This is a genomic window from Gemmatimonadota bacterium (assembly GCA_039715185.1).
GTDB lineage: Bacteria > Gemmatimonadota > Gemmatimonadetes > Longimicrobiales > RSA9 > DATHRK01.
This window is the reverse complement of sequence record JBDLIA010000064.1, coordinates 1-18781: the sequence shown is the minus strand read 5'-3', so window position 1 is coordinate 18781 and position 18781 is coordinate 1. Positions and strand designations below refer to the sequence as shown.

At 71.0% G+C, this 18781-nt stretch carries 17 protein-coding genes; 12 read left to right on the top strand and 5 right to left on the bottom strand.

Annotated features, from left to right (window positions below; all coding sequences use genetic code 11):
• From purD to ABFS34_11735, 5 genes are all read right to left on the bottom strand, one after another.
• On the bottom strand, nt 1-884 hold an 884-nt coding region (purD, locus tag ABFS34_11755; GenBank protein MEN8376115.1), incomplete at its 3' end, for a phosphoribosylamine--glycine ligase.
• 152 nt (nt 885-1036) lie between these two features.
• On the bottom strand, nt 1037-2326 hold the full coding sequence (locus ABFS34_11750; GenBank protein ID MEN8376114.1) for an MFS transporter: 1290 nt from the start codon (nt 2324-2326) through the stop codon (nt 1037-1039).
• 112 nt (nt 2327-2438) lie between these two features.
• Complete coding sequence (locus ABFS34_11745) at nt 2439-3422, bottom strand: M48 family metallopeptidase (protein ID MEN8376113.1); 984 nt, start codon at nt 3420-3422, stop codon at nt 2439-2441.
• A 130-nt stretch (nt 3423-3552) separates the two neighbouring features.
• Nucleotides 3553-5067, bottom strand: a complete 1515-nt coding sequence (locus ABFS34_11740; protein MEN8376112.1) for an FG-GAP-like repeat-containing protein — start codon at nt 5065-5067, stop codon at nt 3553-3555.
• Entirely contained in the window at nt 5064-6218 is a 1155-nt protein-coding gene (locus ABFS34_11735; protein MEN8376111.1) for a PLP-dependent aspartate aminotransferase family protein, read from the bottom strand. The genes ABFS34_11740 and ABFS34_11735 overlap by 4 nt, the downstream gene beginning before the upstream one ends.
• Before the next feature lie 139 nt (nt 6219-6357).
• Here ABFS34_11735 and ABFS34_11730 point away from each other — a divergent pair, with 139 nt between their 5' ends.
• From ABFS34_11730 to alaS, 12 genes are all read left to right on the top strand, one after another.
• Entirely contained in the window at nt 6358-7197 is an 840-nt protein-coding gene (locus ABFS34_11730; protein ID MEN8376110.1) for an alpha/beta hydrolase, read from the top strand.
• 83 nt (nt 7198-7280) lie between these two features.
• On the top strand, nt 7281-8669 hold the full coding sequence (glmM, locus tag ABFS34_11725) for a phosphoglucosamine mutase (GenBank protein ID MEN8376109.1): 1389 nt from the start codon (nt 7281-7283) through the stop codon (nt 8667-8669).
• Nucleotides 8670-8841: 172 nt separating this feature from the next.
• Nucleotides 8842-10674 (top strand): glutamine--fructose-6-phosphate transaminase (isomerizing), encoded by a 1833-nt coding sequence (gene glmS, locus ABFS34_11720; GenBank protein ID MEN8376108.1) that lies wholly within the window; start codon nt 8842-8844, stop codon nt 10672-10674.
• 42 nt (nt 10675-10716) lie between these two features.
• Nucleotides 10717-11169 (top strand): D-aminoacyl-tRNA deacylase, encoded by a 453-nt coding sequence (dtd, locus tag ABFS34_11715; GenBank protein MEN8376107.1) that lies wholly within the window; start codon nt 10717-10719, stop codon nt 11167-11169.
• Nucleotides 11166-11786, top strand: coding sequence for a nucleoside triphosphate pyrophosphatase (locus ABFS34_11710; GenBank protein MEN8376106.1), 621 nt, complete (start codon nt 11166-11168; stop codon nt 11784-11786). Before dtd ends, ABFS34_11710 begins: the two co-directional genes overlap by 4 nt.
• Nucleotides 11787-11802: 16 nt before the next feature.
• A complete protein-coding gene (gene glpK, locus ABFS34_11705) occupies nt 11803-13287 on the top strand; it encodes a glycerol kinase GlpK (GenBank protein MEN8376105.1) in 1485 nt (494 codons plus the stop codon).
• Entirely contained in the window at nt 13284-13796 is a 513-nt protein-coding gene (locus ABFS34_11700) for a TIGR00725 family protein (GenBank protein ID MEN8376104.1), read from the top strand. Before glpK ends, ABFS34_11700 begins: the two co-directional genes overlap by 4 nt.
• Before the next feature lie 5 nt (nt 13797-13801).
• A complete protein-coding gene (locus tag ABFS34_11695) occupies nt 13802-14068 on the top strand; it encodes a hypothetical protein (protein MEN8376103.1) in 267 nt (88 codons plus the stop codon).
• Nucleotides 14065-15087, top strand: coding sequence for a GntG family PLP-dependent aldolase (locus ABFS34_11690; protein MEN8376102.1), 1023 nt, complete (start codon nt 14065-14067; stop codon nt 15085-15087). Before ABFS34_11695 ends, ABFS34_11690 begins: the two co-directional genes overlap by 4 nt.
• The gene (locus tag ABFS34_11685; protein ID MEN8376101.1) at nt 15084-16136 is read left to right on the top strand and encodes an MBL fold metallo-hydrolase; all 1053 of its coding nucleotides are present in this window, start codon (nt 15084-15086) and stop codon (nt 16134-16136) included. Before ABFS34_11690 ends, ABFS34_11685 begins: the two co-directional genes overlap by 4 nt.
• 177 nt (nt 16137-16313) lie before the next feature.
• The gene (recA, locus tag ABFS34_11680; protein MEN8376100.1) at nt 16314-17369 is read left to right on the top strand and encodes a recombinase RecA; all 1056 of its coding nucleotides are present in this window, start codon (nt 16314-16316) and stop codon (nt 17367-17369) included.
• 168 nt (nt 17370-17537) lie between these two features.
• The coding region (gene alaS / locus ABFS34_11675; protein ID MEN8376099.1) for an alanine--tRNA ligase at nt 17538-18781 on the top strand (1244 nt) is incomplete at its 3' end.

Genomic DNA, 18781 nt, shown 5'->3' with positions numbered 1-18781 from the left:
ACCTGGGTCTCCGGGTCGCCGAAGCGGCAGTTGAACTCCACCACCTTGGGCCCCTCGCTGGTCAGCATGAGGCCCGCGTAGAGCAGGCCCCGGAAGGGCGCGCCGTCCGCCGCGAGGGCGGCCAGCGTGGGCGCGAGGATCTCGTCGTCGACGCGCCGGAGCAGCTCGTCGGTGCCCAGGGAGACAGGCGCGTAGGCGCCCATGCCGCCGGTGTTGGGCCCGGTGTCCCTTTCGCCGATGCGCTTGTGGTCCTGGGCGGGCAGCATCGCGAGCGAGCGCTCGCCGTCCGCCAGCGCGAACACGGACAGCTCCTCGCCGTCCATGAAGTCCTCCAGCACGACCTCCGCGCCCGCCTCGCCGAAGGCGTGGTCGGCGAGCATGGAGCGGGCCGCGTCTTCGGCCTCCGCCTCCGTGGCGCACACGAGCGCGCCCTTGCCGGCGGCGAGCCCCGAGGCCTTGACGACGATGGGCGCGCCGCGCGAGCGGATATGCGCCAGCGCGTCTTCGAGCGTGCGCACCGTGACGTGGCTCGCGCTCGGCACGCCGGCGCGCGCCAGCAGGTCCTTCGCGTACGCCTTGCTGGATTCGATGCGGGCCGCGGCGGCGCTGGGCCCGAAGGCGGCGACGCCGCGCGCGGACAGCGCGTCCGCGAGCCCTGCCGCCAGCGGCGCCTCGGGCCCCACGACCACCAGGTCCATGGCCCCCTCGGCGGCCCAGCCGGCGACGCCGTCCACGTCGCCGGGATCCAGGGGCAGCGCCTCCGTCAGGCCCGCCGTGCCGGCGTTGCCGCGCGTGATCCAGAACTCGGCGTCCGGCGCGTCCCGGCGCAGCTTCCAGAGGAGCGCGTGCTCGCGTCCTCCGCTTCCGACGATGAGGATCTTCACGGGGCCGGCGGCTACCGTTCGCGTGCGTGTGTCGCCGCGCCGGGCTGCTCGCCCGGCGCGGCGTACCTTCGGGAATTGTACGGGTGCGAAGGAAGGTCGGCAAACCGGGGCCTCCGCGGGCCATGGAAAGCCGCGCTCCGGACCACCCGCGCCTACCCGGCCGTCGCCCCCTCCTCCTCCACCTCCAGCCGCAGCGCCGCCTCCAGGCCCTCCTTCTCGTCGACGAACATCAGGAGGAAGAGCCCTACGACGAAGAACACGATCACCGACGCGACCGCGGCGCGGTGGCTGCCGGTCCAGCCGAGCACCAGGCCGTATGTGAGCGGGCCGAGGACCGACGACAGCTTGCCGCTGAAGGCGTAGAAGCCGAAGAATTCTCCCTGCTTCCCTTCGGGGACCATGCGCGACAGTAGCGAGCGGCTGGCCGACTGGTTGGGGCCCGCGACGATACCGAATGCGACGCCCGCGACCCAGAACATCGCGACCGATGTGGAAAGCGCCGCCAGCGCGACCGATCCGGTCAGCACCAGGAGCGAAATGGTGATCGTCTTCTTGCCTCCGATCCTGTCATCGACGAAGCCGAAGCCGTACGCGCCGAGGCCCGCCGCCAGGTTGATCACGATCCCCAGGACCAGGAACTCCTCGAGCGGCATGCCGAGCGCGGCCCCCGCGTAGATCGAGGCCATCGCGAAGACCGTCGTCAGCCCGTCATTGTAGATCAGGCGCGCGATGAGGAGCTTGCCGGCCTCGCGGTAGGTGCGCAGGTGTTGGAACGTACCCGCGACCCGGCTGAAGCCCATGCGTACGTAGTCTGCCTTGGAGGCGACGGTGACTTGCGGCGGTCCCTCTCGTACCCAGAGGAAGATCGGGATAGCGAACACCGCGAACCACGCCGCCACCAGAAGCGCGACGGAGCGCACGTTTAGCGAGTCGGTTTCGGGCAACCATGTCCGGACCATGCCGAGCGCCAGTGCCAACGCGAGCAACCCACCAATGTAGCCGAGTCCCCAGCCGAAACCCGACACGCGGCCGAGGGTGTCCCGGTCGGTGATGTCCAGCAACAGCGAATTGTAGAAGACCTGCGCGGCCTCGAAGCCGACGTTGGCGATGACGAAGAAGATAGCCGCCTGCAGGGCGTCACCGGGACCGGCCCAGAACAGCAGGATCGTGAACAGGATGCACTGCACCGACACGATCGCCAGGAACAGCTTCTTCTTGCCCGCGAGGTCCGCGACGGCGCCTAGCACAGGGGTGACCAGGGCCACGACGATAGCCGAGATATTAATCGCCCGGGTCCATAGAATGGGTCCGACGATGTCGTCGCCCACCACGACGTTCGCGTAGTAAAACGAGAAAATGAACGTCACGATGATCGTCGTGAACGCGGAGTTGCCGAAGTCGTACAGCGCCCAGGCGGTTACCTCGCGGCGTCTCGCCGACATGCACGGCCTCCAGGTGGGGGTAGCCTGGCCGTAAGTCTACGCGGCGCGTGTAGGTTCGCCACCAGGGGCGCCTGGAGCGGCCGCCGGCCGGGGGCGTCGAGCCCGCCCGGTTCTAGCGGTGGCGCAGCCCCGCCATGAAGTCCTGGCGGATCTTCTTGGCGGCGTCCTCGAACTGATCCCAGAGGCCCTTGGCGTCTTCCTTGTAGGCGCGCCCGGCCTCGGCGAGGTCTTCCTTGTAGGGCGTCTTTTCGTCGGTGCGGCGGAGGTACTCGCCGCGCAGGATCCGGTCGTACTCGCCCTTCTCGATCCAGTCGCGCGCCTCGGCCGCGCGCAGCACTGCGAACGGGTGCGTCTCGCCCAGCAGGTTGAGGACCTTGAAGACGGCGTCGGCGATGTCCCCGCTCTCGCGGTACTCGTCGGCCTGGATCAGGAACTCGTTCAGGTCGGTCTCCTCCATGTCGCCGCCGCCCGCGAGCTTCATGAACCCCGTCAGCGCGGCTTCCGGCTCCTGGACCGCGAGGATCCCGGCGCGGTCGCAGGAGAACTCCGCCTTCCGGCTCCACTCGAGCAGCGCCATGAGCACGACGCGCGCGGCGATGCCCACGACCGGGAAGCCCATCTGCGCGAGCTGCATGAGCAGCACGGTCATCGTCTTGTACAGGACGTGCCCGCTCATGATGTGGCCCAGCTCGTGGCCGATGAGGTAGATCTGCTCGCGGTCGTCGAAAAGGCGGATGGAGCCCGAGTTCAGGATGATGAAGGGGTGGTTCATCCCGTACGCGCCGGCGTTCACGATGGGCGTTTGGGAGACGAAGAGCGGGTAGTCCTCGGGCGAGTCGAGGGTGCGCAGCACGCGCTTGTAGCGCTTGTAGACGTCCGGGAACTGGCGCGGGCCCACGCGCACCGCGTTGGCCTGGAACGACAGTCGGATGGGCTTCTCGCCGAACAGCCCGAAGACCTTGCGCAGCACTTCGTCGAAAACCGGGATGCGGCGCAGCGCGGCCAGCGCCGCCTTGTCCGCGGGGTGCTCCCACGTGCGCGGATCTATATCAGTCAGGGTGCGGACGGTCTTGATCGGTTCCTGGCCCTCGGTCATGTCTGTTCCTGATTCGGTTCGATTACGCCCTCGTCTTCCAGGGCGTCGTACGTGGTCCTGCCGCTGCCCGTTTCAGCGAGCCGTCCCGTGAGGACAAGGTAGGCGATCGTGGTCGCGGGTCACGTGGCGCTCACTCGTTGCGGAAGAGGAAGACCAGGTCGTCCACCTCGTCCACGCCGGATATGTCCAGGTCCCCGTCACCGTCCCGGTCGTGCAGGATGGCGCAGGAGCCGGCGCCGCTCGCGGGCAGCGTGCGGCGGTTGCCGAAGCTTCCACCTCCGAGGTTTTCCCAGATGGTCCACGCGTTACCCTGGAAGTCGCTGGTCACCACGTCCAGGTCGCCGTCGCCGTCCAGGTCGCCCAGGTCGATCGCGACCGGGGTCTGCCCCACGTCCCAAGAACCGGCGAGGCGGATGCCGCCCGCGCCGTCTCCCAGGATGAGCGAGAAGCTGCCGGGCAGGTTGGCGGACACAGCGTCCACGTGGCCGTCGCCGTCCACGTCTCCCGACGCGAGCATCCACGAGCCGCCGCCCACGGGGATCGGCGGACCCACCTCGAAGCCGCCGTCGCCGTCGCCGAAGAGGACGGCGACCCGCTCGCCGGCCTGCGACGCCACGAACAGGTCCGTGACGCCGTCCTCGTTCAGGTCGCCGGGCGCGCACGCGCGCTCGCCGTCCATGCCCGCCTCGATCACCGCGGGCTCGGCGAACGAGCGCGCGCCCGAGTTGCGGAAGACGGTGACGTTGCCGCCGCCGGTGGCGTCGCGGTTGGCGGTGATTATGTCGGGGTCCGCGTCGCCGTCGACGTCGGCGATGCAGAGGCCGCGTACGCTCACGTCGGCCTGCAAGGACGGGCCCGCGGCGAGGGAGCCGTCGCCGCCGCCGAACAGCACGGAGACGTTGCGGTTGGCGGCGCTGCCCACCGCCAGGTCCACCGCGCCGTCGCGGTCGAAGTCGGCGCCCTCGTTGGTGCTGGGGCGATTGGCACCGGTCAGCGGCACCACGACGGCTTCGCCGTAGCCCCCTGAGCCGTCGTTCAGCAGCACGCGCAGGTCGTTGGAGACCTCGTTGGGGATCAGCAGGTCCGAATAGCCGTCCGCGTTCAGGTCGCCTGCGTACGCGCCGTAGGACTGGATCCGCCCCTCGCCCTCGCGGCGGAGCGCGATAGGAGCCGCCGCGGTCATGTCCAGGGTGCCCGGGCCCGCCGCGGTCCAGAAGCTCCACGAGAAGCCGCGCGGGAGGACCCGCCCCGCTGCGTCGCTGATGTCCCTGCTCAGCGCCACGGACACGTGCTCGCCGGCTCCGAACGGCTGCGGCAGCGTCAGCGTCAGGCGGGTGTCGCCGTCGGCGAAGCCGATTGCGGGGGTCTGCGGGCCGGTCCAGCGGCCGAAGACGTAGACGTCCGCCGCGCTAACCGACGCCGGGTCCAGCGCCCGGTCGAAGGTGATGGACAACACGGGCTGGAGCGGAGCGGAGAGCGCGTTGGGGGCGGGGGACACCGCGAGCGCAACCGCGGGCTCGCCGGACGGCGGGCCCGGCTGGCCCACGGGGTCGTCGCCGCACGCCGCCGCGCCGTACGCGATGAGCACCGCCGAGGCGGCGAGAGACGCGGCCGGCCGGCCGCGCGCGCCGGGAGGCGCGGTCACGACGCCAGCGCCCGCTCCAGGTCCGCGATCAGGTCGTCGATCGCCTCGATTCCGACGGACAGCCGCAGCAGGCCGTCGGTTACCCCCATGCGTTCCCTGTCCGCCCCGGGCACCGAGGCGTGCGTCATGATCGCGGGGTGGTTCACGAGACTCTCCACGCCGCCGAGGCTCTCGGCCAGCGTGAACACCCTCATGGACGTAGCGATCCGTTGGGCCCGGTCGAAGTCCTCCACCTCGAAGCTGACCATCCCGGTGAACCCGCACATCTGGGAGCACGCCACCGCGTGCGAGGGGTCGTCGGGCAGGCCCGGGTAGAACACGCCGAGCAGATCGTCGCGCTCGGCCAGGTAGCGAGCCACCGCCATGCCGTTGCGGTTGTGGGCGTCCATGCGCAGGTGCAGCGTCTTGGCGCCCCGCAGCACCAGCCAGGAGTCCCAGGGCCCCAGGATGCCCCCGGTCGCCTTCTGCATGAAGTAGAGGTGCTCGGCCCAGCCCGCGTCGCTCGTCGCCACCACCCCGCCGATCACGTCCGAGTGGCCGTTCAGGTACTTGGTCGCGGAATGCACGACGAGCTGCGCGCCGAGCTCCAGCGGCCGCTGGTTGATCGGCGTGGCGAAGGTGTTGTCGACGCACAGCGGGACGTCCGCCCCGCGCGCGATCTCGGCGATCGCGCGGATATCCGCCACGCGCATCATGGGGTTCGTGGGCGTCTCGATGAGGATCAGCCGGGTTTCGTCGCGCACCGCCGCGCGGACGGCATCCAGGTCGCGGGTGTCGACGAACGTGAACTCGAGTCCGAGCCGGCCCAGCACCTGCTGGAACATGCGCATGGTGCCGCCGTAGACGTTCTCCTCGCTGACCACGTGGTCGCCCGCGGAGAGCCGCTTGACGATGGCCTCGATGGCGGCGAGCCCGCTCGCGAACGCGGCGCCGTGGGTAGCGCCTTCGAGCGCGGCGATGTTGCGTTCGAGCGCCTCACGCGTCGGGTTCTGGACGCGCGCGTACTCGTAGCCGGCGCGGGGTTGGCCGATGGCGTCCTGGGCGTAGGTTGAGGTCTGGTATACCGGCTGCATCACCGAACCGGTGACGGGGTCCGGCGACTGGCCGCCGTGGACCGCCAGCGTCTCTATCGACAGGTGCTCGTGCTCCATCTCGTTCTCGATCCAGTCGGATGGGTCGGCGCGCCGGTGCGGGGCGTTCCTCGTCCGGGCGGCGACGTCGCCTCAAGCAAGCTAGTGCGTCGCCCCGGAAAATCCGATGCGTCCCGGCGCGGTTCACGGGGGCGCTAGGGTGAGCGCGCCAACACTATCGCACGAGCGCATACGCGCCGACGGCGCTCGGCCCTCGGCGTGGCTCTACCTCCTGCACGGGATCTTCGGCGCGGGCCGCAACTGGGGCTCCATCGCCCGGGGCCTGGTGGCCCGCAGACCCGACTGGGGCGCGGTGCTGGTGGACCTGCGCGGCCACGGCGGCTCCACCGGCTTCGGCCCGCCTCACACGGTACGCGCGGCGGCGGCCGACCTGGCGGCTCTCGTCGGCCCGGGGGATGCAGCAGACTCAGCGAAAGTCGCCGCGCACGCGGTGCTCGGGCACTCCTTCGGAGGCAAGGTGGCGCTGGCGTACGCCGAGAGCGTGCCCGCCGCGCTGGTGCAGACGTGGCTGATCGATTCGACGCCGGCCGCCCGCCCGCCGGAGGGATCGGCGTGGCGGATGCTCGCGGCGCTGGAGGATCTGCGGGGGCCCTTCACCAGCCGGCGGGACGCGGTGCAGGCTCTGGTCGAGTGGGGGTTCGCGGCGGGGGTCGCGCAGTGGATGTCCTCCAACCTGGGGCGCGGCTCCAGCGGGCTGACGTGGCGCGTCGAGCCGGGCACGATGCGCGCGCTGCTCGAAGACTTCTTCGGCCTGGACCTGTGGCCCGTGCTGGAGGCGCCCCCGCCGGCGCCCCCGGTTCAGGTCGTGCGTGCGACAGAGTCGGACGTACTGCCCGCGGCCGACGCGCGACGGGTGCGGGAGCTGGGCGAGCGCTGGGGTCGCGTACGGCTGCACGAAGTGGCGGGCGGGCACTGGTTGAACGCGGACAACCCGCGCGCGATCGTGGACCTGCTCGCCCGCGAGCTTCCGCCCGCGTAGAGTAGCGGCGCCCCGCGTCGGCGCGGGCGACGCGAGGTGGCCGCGCGTGCGCGTGGCCGCGAACACGGAGTCCAGGAGAGGCCTTGTCTTTCGAGATACCGCGCGGGCTGATGGTCAGCGTATCCGGCGTGCGCGGACGCGTAGGCGAGTCGCTGACGCCGGAGGTAGTGGCGCGCTTCGCGGCGGCGTTCGGGGCCTACCTCGGCTCCGAGTCCGGAGCCCGCCCGCGGGTGGTTCTGGGTCGGGACTCGCGCACCTCGGGACCCATGTTCGCGCGCGCCGCCGCCGCCGGCCTGATGTCGGTCGGGGCGGATGTGGTGGACGTCGGCGTGGCCCCGACGCCGACGACCCTGTACGCGATCCGGTCGCAAGCCGCCGCCGGGGCCATCGTCGTCACCGCGAGCCACAACGCGGTCGAGTGGAACGCGCTCAAGCTGGCGTCGGCGGAGGGCATGTTCCTGGACGCGGAGCAGACGCAGCGCATGCGCGCCTACCTGGACGACGAGGCGCTCGTCCGGGCCGGCTGGGACGGACTCGGCGGCTACCGCGTCGAGGACGGCGCCATCGAGCGGCACCTGGAGGCGGTGCTGGCTTTGCCGATCGTGGACGTCGAGGCGCTGCGCAGGCGCGGGTTCCGCGTGGCCTTGGACTGCGTGCGCGGCGCGGGTGGCCGGATTCTGCCGACGCTGCTGGAGCGCCTGGGCTGCGAGGTGCTCGGGCTCGACCTGGAACCCGACGGCCGCTTTCCGCGGGAGCCGGAGCCGGTCGCCGCGAACCTGGGCGAGTTGAGCGAGCGCGTGCGCGCGTCCGGCGCCGACCTGGGCATGGCGACCGACCCGGACGCCGACCGCCTGTCGCTCGTGGACGAATCCGGGACGGCGATCGGCGAGGACTACACGCTGGCCATCTGCGCGGCGCTCGTGCTGCGTCACCGGCCGGGCCCCGTCGTCACCAATCTGTCCACCAGCGCCTTGCTGGAAGACGTCGCGGCCGGGGCCGGGATGGAACTCCTGCGTGCCCCCGTGGGTGAGATCAACGTCGCGCGCCGCATGCAGGCCGTCGGTGCGCCCATCGGCGGCGAGGGCAACGGCGGCGTGATTCTGCCCGACGTCCACTACACGCGCGACGCGATGGTCGCCGCGGCGCTGACGCTACAGGGGTTGCTCGAAGCCGACGCGCCGCTGTCGGAGATCGTGGGTGGCTGGCCCGCCTATGCGATCGTCAAGGACAAGGTCGCGCGCGGCGAGCGGGCGCTCGAAATGACCTACGACGAGCTGGCCGCCAGGCTGGACGCGCCCGTGCGCGATCTGCAGGACGGGCTGCGGCTCGCCTGGCCGGAGCGCGGCCGCTGGCTGCACCTGCGGCCGTCGGGCACCGAGCCGATCCTGCGGATCATCGCCGAGGCCAGGGGCGAGGACGAAGCCCGCGAGCTGGTGGCGGCCGCGCGCGCGGCCCTGGGCGCGGAAGACTAGTGTGCCGGCGCGGAAGTCCCGCGTGCACCGAGGCGCGGGATGCAGCGCGAGCCGAATGCCTACGGGACTTCTGCAACGGTACGCTAGCGGCGCGGGACGGGTTCTTGCGGGTAGGAAGGGGAGGGCACGCGCGCGATTGCGGCGCGGGTGCGAACGGATCCGGAGAAGCTATATGTGTGGCATAGTGGGATACGTGGGGCAGCGCGAGGCTGTCCCCTTGCTGGTCGAGGGGCTGCGACGCCTGGAATACCGCGGCTACGACTCGGCGGGCGTGTCTGTGCTCAACGGCAAGGGCCTGAGCACCGCCAAGGCTGCCGGCAAGATCTCCGAGTTGGAGACCTTGCTCGGCAACGGCCACCGGATGACGGGATCCTGCGGGATCGGGCATACCCGCTGGGCTACCCACGGCGCCCCCACCCAGGTCAACGCGCATCCCCACACGGCGTGCGACGGAGACGTGTCGGTGGTCCACAACGGCATCATCGAGAACGCCGGTACGCTGCGCCAGAAGCTCGAGGCGCTGGGCCACACCTTCACCACCGAGACGGACACCGAGTCCGTCGCCCACCTCATCGAGGAAGCCTACGACGGCGACCTGCCCGAGGCGGTGCGGGCGGCGCTCGGCCACGTGGAGGGGACGTACGGGATCGCCGTCGTGAGCAGCCTGCACCCGGGCACGATCGTCGTGGCGCGCAACGGCAGCCCGCTGGTACTGGGAATCGGCGAAGAGGGCGAGAACTTCGTCGCCAGCGACGTCGCCGCCATCCTGGAGCACACGCGCAACGTGATCTACCTCGACGACGGCGAGATGGCCGTCGTGACCGCCGACGGCTACGACATCTCGCACATCCGCGGCGGCCCCATCACCAAGGAGATCGAGCACATCTCCTGGGATCTCGGCGCGATAGAGAAGGGCGGGCATCCGCACTTCATGCTGAAGGAGATCAACGAGCAGCCCGAGACGCTGCGTCAGACGATGCGGGGCAGGCTGCTCACGGAGGAGGGCACGTCCCGCCTGGGGGGCGTGACCCTGTCCGACGAAGAGCTGCTCGAAATCGACAACATCATCATCACCGCGTGCGGCACCTCCTGGCATGCGGCGCTGATCGGCGAGTACATGCTGGAAGACCTGGCGCGCATCCCGGTGGAGGTGGAGTACGCCTCGGAATTCCGCTACCGGAACCCGGTCGTCAAGGAAAACACCCTCGTCATCGCCATCAGCCAGTCGGGCGAGACGGCCGACACGCTGGCTGCCATGCGGGAGGCGAAGCGGCGCGGCGCGCGGGCCATGGGCATCGTCAACGTGGTCGGCTCGACGATCGCGCGCGAGACGGACTTCGGGATCTACCTGCACGCCGGGCCGGAGATCGGCGTGGCCTCCACCAAGGCGTTCACGAGTCAGGTGGTGGCGCTAACCCTCTTCACCGTCCATCTGGCCAGGCTGCGCAACCTGTCGATCCTGCAGGGACGCGAGATCATAGCCGCGCTGGAGAGGCTGCCGGAGCAGGTCGAGGCGGTGCTCGGTCTGGACGAGGACCTGCGCGAGCTGGCGCGTCAGTACGAGGACGCCGCCAACGTCCTCTACCTGGGCCGGGGCTACAACTTCCCGGCGGCGTTGGAGGGCGCGCTCAAGCTCAAGGAGATCAGCTACATCCACGCCGAGGGCTACCCCGCGGCCGAGATGAAGCACGGGCCCATCGCGCTCATCGACGATCGCATGCCGGTCGTCGTGCTCGCCCCCAAGGACTCCGTCTACAGGAAGGTCGTCAGCAACGTCGAGGAGGTGCGCGCGCGCGGCGGCCGCGTGATCGCGGTGCTCACCGAGGGCGACACCGAGCTCGCGGACAAGGTCGATCACATCATCCCGATCCCCGACACGATCGACATGCTGACGCCCATCCTGTGCTCCGTGCCGCTCCAGCTCCTGGCCTACCACATCGCCGTGATGCGCGGCTGCAACGTTGACCAGCCACGCAACCTGGCCAAGTCCGTGACGGTCGAGTAGCGGTGGCGCTACCGGGCCCGACGGCTCGGCGCGCGCGTTAGCGTGCGCGTCGTCCTGCAGCGGGTGAGCCGCGCCGAGGTGCGCGTCGACGGCGAGGTCGTCGGGCGCGCCGGGCGCGGCTTTCTCGTGCTCGTGGGCTTCAGGCCCGGTGACGGCGAGGAGGAAGTCCGCTGGATGGCGGCCAAGATCCTGGGGCTGCGGCTGTTCGCGGACGCGGAGGGCAAAATGAACCTGTCCCTGGAAGACATCGGCGGGGACGTGCTCGTGGTGAGCCAGTTCACGCTCTACGGCGACGCGCGCAAGGGGCGTCGCCCGAGCTTCGTACACGCCGCTCCGCCGGAGCTCGCGATCCCGCTGTACGAGCTGTTTCTGGACGCGCTGCGCGAGTCCGCGCCGGCGGCGGTGGAGGCGGGTAGGTTCGGCGCCATGATGGACGTGGAGCTGGTGAACGACGGCCCGGTGACGCTGAGCCTCGAAAGAGAGCCCGCAGGGTGAGCGACGGTTCGCTCGTGCTGGCGTCCGGCTCGCCCAGGCGTGCCAGCCTCCTGTCCATGCTGGGCGTGGAGTTCGAGGTGCTGGCGGCGGAACTCGATGAGCGGCGCCTGCCGGACGAGTCACCAGCGGCCTACGCAGAACGCACGGCGCGGGAGAAGGCGAGCGCGGTGGCGCTCCGGCGGCCGGGCTCGGTGGTTCTGGCCGCAGACACCATCGTGGTGCTGGACGGCCAGGTGCTCGGCAAGCCGGTGGACGAGCGGGGCGCGGTGGACATGCTGCTGAGGCTCCAGGGCCGCGACCACGTCGTGCGCACCGCCGTGGCGGTCGCGGACCCCGCCGGCCGCGTCAGGAGCGGCGTAGAGAGCACGCGCGTGGTGTTCCGCGCCTTCGACGAAGCGACCGCGCTCGCCTATGCCGCCACCGGGGAGCCGTTGGACAAGGCCGGCGCGTACGGCATCCAGGGCTACGGCGCGACCCTGGTCGAGGCCATAGACGGCGATTTCTTCGCGGTAATGGGACTGCCCATCGTGCGCACGATTCGGTTGCTGGAGGAGGCAGGTTGGCGGTACCACTTCCGCAGTCCGCGGCCCGCCGCGGACGTGGTACCGGGTCGTTGAGAACGGCGGAACAGGCATGACCAGGATCCTCGCGCTGGACCAGGGCACCACCGGCAGCACCGCGCTCGTCATCGGCGAGCGGGGCGACATCGTGGCCAAGGCCTACGCGGAGTTCTCGCAGCATTTCCCGCGTCCCGGCTGGGTGGAGCACGACGCCGCCGAGATCCGCGACGTCACCTTCCGCGTCGCCCAGGAGGTCCTGGCGCGGGCCGGCGTGGGCACCCCGGACGCCGTGGGCATCACCAACCAGCGCGAGACGGTGGTGCTGTGGGACCGGGCCTCGGGCGAGCCCGCGGCGCGCGCGATCGTCTGGCAGGACCGGCGCACCGCGGAGCGCTGCCGCGAGCTGAAGGAGGAGGGTCGCGAGCCCTGGGTCAGAGAGAGAACCGGGCTCGTGCTCGACCCGTATTTTTCGGCGACGAAGCTCGCCTGGATGCTGGATCGGGACGCGGGCCTGCGGAGCCGGGCGGAAGCGGGAGAGCTGGCCGCGGGCACCATCGACACGTGGCTGATCTGGCAACTGACAGGGGGCGAAGTCCACGCGACCGATCCCACCAACGCCTCGCGCACGCTGCTCTACGACATCCACCGCGGCGAATGGTCCGACGAGCTCTTGGAGCTGTTCGGCGTTCCCCGCGCTGTCCTGTCGGACGTGAGACCCTCGAGCGGGGAGTTCGGCGTCGTGTCCGGCGACGCTCCGGCGGCCGGGGCGCGCATCGCCGGGGTCGCGGGCGATCAGCAGGCGGCGCTCTTCGGACAGGGTTGCTGGCGGCCCGGCAGCGCCAAGAGCACCTACGGCACCGGCGCCTTCCTGCTCATGCACACCGGCGACAACGCGGTGGCGTCGCAACGAGGGCTTCTCAGCACGGTCGCGTGCGGCGTCGGGGGCGAGGCGACCTACGCGCTGGAAGGCTCGATCTTCATCGCCGGCGCGGCCATCCAGTGGTTGCGAGACGAGCTGGGGGTGATCGCCAGCGCCGGCGAGACCGAGGCGCTGGCGCGCTCCCTGGATGACAACGACGGGGTGTATCTGGTGCCCGCGTTCGTCGGGCTCGGCGCGCCCCACTGGGAAGCGGAGGCCAGGGGCATGGTGGTGGGTCTCACGCGCGGGTCGCGCCGCGCCCACCTGGCCCGCGCGGCGCTGGAGGCGATGGCGTACGGAACGCGCGAGGTCGTCGAGGCGATGGAGGCCGACGCCGGCCAGAGGGCGCCCTCGCTCGCGGTCGACGGGGGCGCGACGGCGAACGACTGGTTCGTGGACTTCCTGTCCGGGATGCTGGACAGGCCGGTGCTCAGGCCGCCCCAGATCGAGACCACCGCGCTCGGCGCCGCGGGGCTCGCGGGCATCGGCGTGGGGGCCTGGGCGGACGGCGACGACTTCCTGGCGGCCCGCGGACCCTTCGACCGCTTCGAGGGCTCGCTCGATGAGGAGCGCCGCGAACTCTACTGGAGCGGCTGGCGGCGCGCCGTCAACGCCGCCGTCACCTGGGCGCGCTCGTGAACGAGCAGAAGCGCCCCCAGCGAGTGTCCAGGCCGATCCGCGTCGCGGTTTGCGGCTCCTCGACGCCCGATCCGGACGAGCTGCGGGAGGCGGAGGCGGCGGGCGCGGCGATCGCCGAAGCCGGGGCGGTCCTGGTGTGCGGAGGCCTGGGCGGGGTGATGGCGGCGGCCTGCCGGGGCGCGACCGATGCCGGCGGCCAGGCGCTCGGCGTCCTTCCGGGGATCGATCCGGCGGCCGCCAACCCGTGGGTAACCGTGCCCCTCGCGACCGGCATGGGCGAGGCTCGCAACGCGCTCGTCGTGTCGTTCGCCGACGCCGTCGTGGCGGTGGGCGGGGCCTGGGGCACGCTCTCCGAGGTGGCGCTGGCGCGCGCCATGGACAAGCCGGTCGTGCTGGTCCGGCCCGGGCTGACCACCGGGCTGCCGCTGCCCGCGGTGGTCACGGGGCCCGAAGCCGTGTCGCTCGCCTTGAGCCGGTGCGCGGCGTCGCTCGCTTCTCCAACCGACTGAACGACATGGAACTCGCAGTGGGCCTGGTCGTGGCCGGCCTCGTGCTGGCGTTCGTGGCGCTTCCGGTGGTGCGCCGCGCGCGCGCGCCGGGTCCGGCCGAAGAGCGCGCGCTCGACCGCCTGGTAGACCACGCCGCGCGGGCGCTCGCGGAGGGCGCCGTGTGCGCCCGTTGCTACGCGGTGAATCGCGCCGAGGACAGGTTCTGCGCGACGTGCGGGCGGCCGCTGTCCGGGGCCGGCCGACCCCGGACCAGAACCGAAAGCGCGGGATGACCGTCGACCTGCGTAGCGACACGGTGACGCGGCCGACGCCCGGCATGCGCGCGGCGATGGCGGGGGCCGTGGTGGGCGACGACGTGCTGGGCGACGACACCACCGTGGCCGCGCTGGAGGAGCGCGTTGCGGGGCTCCTTGGCAAGGAGGCAGCGCTGTTCATGCCGAGCGGCGTGATGGCGAACACCGTTGCCATCCTGAGCCAGGCCGCCCCGGGCACCGAGGTCGTGATGGACGCCGACGCGCACGTCGTGAACTGGGAGGACGGCGCCACCGCGATGTGGGGTGGGGTCCAGATAAGGACGCACCGGCCCGAGGACGGGCTCCCGGTCCCGGAGCGAGTGGAGGCGGCGATGCGCGACCCGGGGCCGTACACCATCCGCACGTCCGTGGTGTGTCTGGAGAACACCCACAACGGCGCCGGCGGTAGGGTCCTGCCGCTCGAGCGGGGACGTCGCATAGCGGAACTGGCGCGGGCGCGCGGGCTGCGCGTGCACCTGGACGGCGCGCGACTATGGAACGCCGCGGCGGCCGGCGGGCGCTCTCTCGCGGAACTCGCCGACTGCGCCGACACCGTCATGGTGACGCTCTCCAAGGGACTCGGCTGCCCGGTCGGATCCGTGCTCGCGCTGCCCGCGGAGCTGCGCGATCGGGCGTGGCGCATCCGCCGCCGTCTGGGCGGGGCCATGCGCCAATCCGGAGTCCTCGCGGCGGCCGCCTTGTACGCGCTCGACCACCACCTCGACAGGCTCTCCGACGACCACCGCCGGGCGGCCGACCTGGCCGCCGCCGCCGCGGGCATCGACGGCGTCGGGGTGGTGACCCCCGAAACCAACATCGTGATGGTCCATCTCCCCGACAGCGGCCCGGACGCGGACGCCGTGAAGGACGCCCTCGAGGAGCGCGGCGTGCGCATGAGCCGGTTCTCGCGGCGCCGCCTGCGGGCCGTCACCCACCTGGACGTCGACGACGACGGCATCAGGCAGGCCGGCGCCGCGCTGGCGGAGGTGCTGGTGTGAGCCGGGGCGGGGCGCCGGACGGCGCGCGAGCTCTGCTGCTGGCGCTCGCCCTGAGCGCGCCGGCCGCGGCGCAGGAGCCGGCCGATGTCTTCGACTTCACGGAGCTGGCCGAGGGCGTGTTCGCGGCGACCGTGAGGCCCGGTCCGCCCATGTACGTGTTCGCGAACTCGCTGGTCGTGGTGGGCGAGGCCGGAGTGCTGGTGGTCGACGCGCACGCCTCGCCCTCCGCCTCGCGCGCTTTTCTGCGCGAGTTGGGCCGGCTGACCGACCTGCCCGTGACCCACCTGGTCAACACCCACTGGCACACCGACCACACAATGGGCAACGCGGCGTTCGTCGAGGCCAACCCGGACGTGGCCATAATCGCCACCCGCGCCACCGCCGAAGCCATGGCGACGCTGGGTCGGGCGGCGTATCAGGCGGACGTCGACACGCTGCCTGTCTCGGCGGATCGGCGCCGGACCTGGGCGAGCGAGCGCCTCGGACCGCAGGGACAGGAACTCAGCGAGGCGACCGCGGCGCGGCTGCTCCGTAGCGCCGACTTGCGCGACGCGCAGGCCCGCGAGTTGGCGCAGACGGACTACCTGGAGCCGACGCTCACCTTTCAGGACCGTCTGCGGATCGACCTGGGCGACAGGGTGGTGGAGGTGCGCTCTCTGGGACCCGCCCACACCGTCGGAGACGCCGTGGTCTGGCTGTCGAACGAGCGCATTCTGGCGGCCGGGGACCTGCTGGAGGACGCGTTTCCGTGGATCGACGCGAACAGCGACGTGGCCGGCTGGGCGCAGGCGCTCGGTTTCCTGAGGGCCCTCGACGCGGCCGTGGTGTTGCCCGCGCACGGCCGCGTACGGCGAGCCCCCGAGTACGTGGAGAGCGCCGCGGGGCTCCTGGGAGAGGTCGTGCGGGCGGCGCTACTGGGCGAAGAGACGCCCGCCGATCCGGCCGCGCTGCGCCGCTTCTACGCGCGCTTCGGGCTGTCCCGGGAAGCCTTCGACAGGGCCTTCGCCGCCGCCGTCGCCAGCGCCGGGCTCCGAATCGAAGATCGATAGAGAGACCCGAAAACGTCCCGAAGACCCGTCAATCCGGGCTTCCCGTACAAATCCCGAAAGCCGCTCACGAGGCTCTGTCCCGTTCTGCCCTTGTAGACGCCCAGCCAGCCACCCATAATGGGGCCTGACCGGGCGAACCGGGTGCACCCGACACTCCGAGGGGGGAACGGCACGATCATGACGACGCTGCAAGTCACCGAAGAACGCAAGAAAGCCCTCAACGTCGCGATCTCGCAGATCGAGCGGGCGCACGGCAAGGGGGCGATCATGCGCATGGGAGAGGGCGGGGCTCGCGTGCAGATCGAGTCGATCTCCACCGGGGCACTCAACCTGGACGCGGCGATCGGCATCGGCGGAATCCCGCGCGGCCGGATCTCCGAGATCTACGGGCCGGAGTCCAGCGGCAAGACCACCCTGTGCCTGCACGTCATCGCGAACGCGCAGCGCGCCGGCGGCGTGGCCGCGTTCATCGACGCGGAACACGCGCTGGACATCATCTACGGCGAGAAGCTGGGCGTGGACGTGGAGAATCTGCTCGTCAGCCAGCCGGACACGGGAGAACAAGCGCTCGAGATCGCCGAGGTCCTCATCCGCAGCAGCGCGGTGGATGTGGTGGTGATCGACTCGGTCGCGGCGCTTGTGCCCCGAGCGGAGATCGAGGGCGAGATGGGCGACTCGCACGTCGGGCTCCAGGCGCGCCTCATGAGCCAGGCCCTGCGCAAGCTCACCGGCGCCGTCAACCGTTCCCGTACCGCGGTGGTGTTTACCAACCAGATCCGCGAGAAGATCGGGGTCATGTATGGCAACCCGGAAACCCAGCCGGGTGGCCGGGCTCTGAAGTTCTACTCCAGCGTACGCTTGGACATCCGCAGGATCGGGGCGATCAAGGACGGCCAGGAGCTGATCGGCAATCGTACCCGCGTGAAGGTCGTGAAGAACAAGACGGCGCCGCCGTTCCGAGAGGCCGAGTTCGACATCATGTACAACGAGGGGATCAGCCATAACGGGCTGCTGATCGACCTTGGCGTCGACACCGAGATCGTGGACAAGGCCGGAGCCTGGTTCTCCTACGGCGATGTCCGGCTGGGGCAGGGGCGGGAGAACGCCAAGGGATACCTGGCCGAAAACCCGGATATCGCCAACGAGATCGAGGACAAGGTGCGCGACGCCCTCAGCCTGCCGCCGCGGGTGGGCGCGGAGAGCGCCGAGCAGGTGGACGCGGGCGCGGCCTGACGCCCTCTCCCCCCACGCTGCACGGGTGAAACACCCACGCGGCGCTACGTGGCCGCGCCGGGCCGTCGCTGCCCCCGCGAGAGGGCGTCGGCGGCCCCTTCGCATCCCCCTCCGGCCGGTCTATATTGCCAGGTTCCGTGCCAGCCGTAACGTCCAGACGTAGCCGACATGACCGCGTCCGACATTCGCAGTCGCTTCCTCGCGTTCTTCGAACAGCGGGGTCACGCCGTGCGACCCAGCTCCAGCCTGGTCCCACGCGATGACCCCACTTTGCTCTTCACGAACTCCGGCATGGTGCAGTTCAAGGACGCGTTTCTGGGGCTCGTGGACCTGCCCTTCAAGCGCGCGGCTACGTCTCAGAAGTGCCTGAGGGTCAGCGGAAAGCACAACGACCTCGAGGAGGTGGGCGTCACCGCCCGGCACCACACCTTCTTCGAGATGCTGGGCAACTTCTCCTTCGGTGACTACTTCAAGCGCGACGCCATCGACTACGCCTGGGAGCTGCTGACCGTGGACTTCGGCATCTCTGCCGACCGTCTCTGGGCCACGGTGCACCACACCGACGACGAGGCGGCCGCGCTGTGGACGGAGATCGCGGGCATCCCTCACGAACGCGTGTACCGGCTGGGCGACGAGCACAACTTCTGGCAGATGGCCGACACCGGGCCGTGCGGCCCCAACTCGGAGCTGCATTTCGACGCCCGTCCGGACGGCGAGCGGAGCGGCTCGCTGTCCGCCGAGGAGTTCGTGGAGCGCGGCGACCGCGGCGAGTTCCTCGAGCTCTGGAACCTGGTGTTCATGCAGTACGATCGGCAGCCGGACGGGGAGCTCGTGCCCTTGCCGGCGCCCTCGGTGGACACGGGCGCGGGGCTCGAGCGCATAGCCGCCGTCCTGCAGGGAGTCGATTCCAACTACGAGACCGACCTGTTCACGCCGTTGATCGACGCCGGGCGCGAGGTCGTCGGCGTCGAATACGTCTACGACACGCCGCACGGCGTGAGCTACCGCGTGCTTGCCGACCACGCCCGCGCCGTGGCGTTCCTGCTGGCGGATGGCGTGTTCCCGTCCAACGAAGGCCCCGGTTACGTCCTGCGACGGTTGCTGCGCAGGGCCGTGCGCCACGCGTGGATGCTGGGCCGGCGCGAACCCACGCTCGTGCACGTCGTGGACCGCGTGGTGGACACCATGGGCGACGCGTACCCGGAGCTCAGCGACAGGCGTGACCACCTCCTGCGGCACACCCGCAAGGAGGAGGAGCGCTTCCTGGAGACGATCGACGCCGGCATGGAGCGGTTCGACCAGATCGCCCCGCGCGATGGCGCGGCCGGGACGGTCGGTGGGGAGGACGCCTTCCTGCTCTACGGCACCTTCGGGTTTCCGCTGGATCTGACCGAGCTGATGGCTCGCGAGCG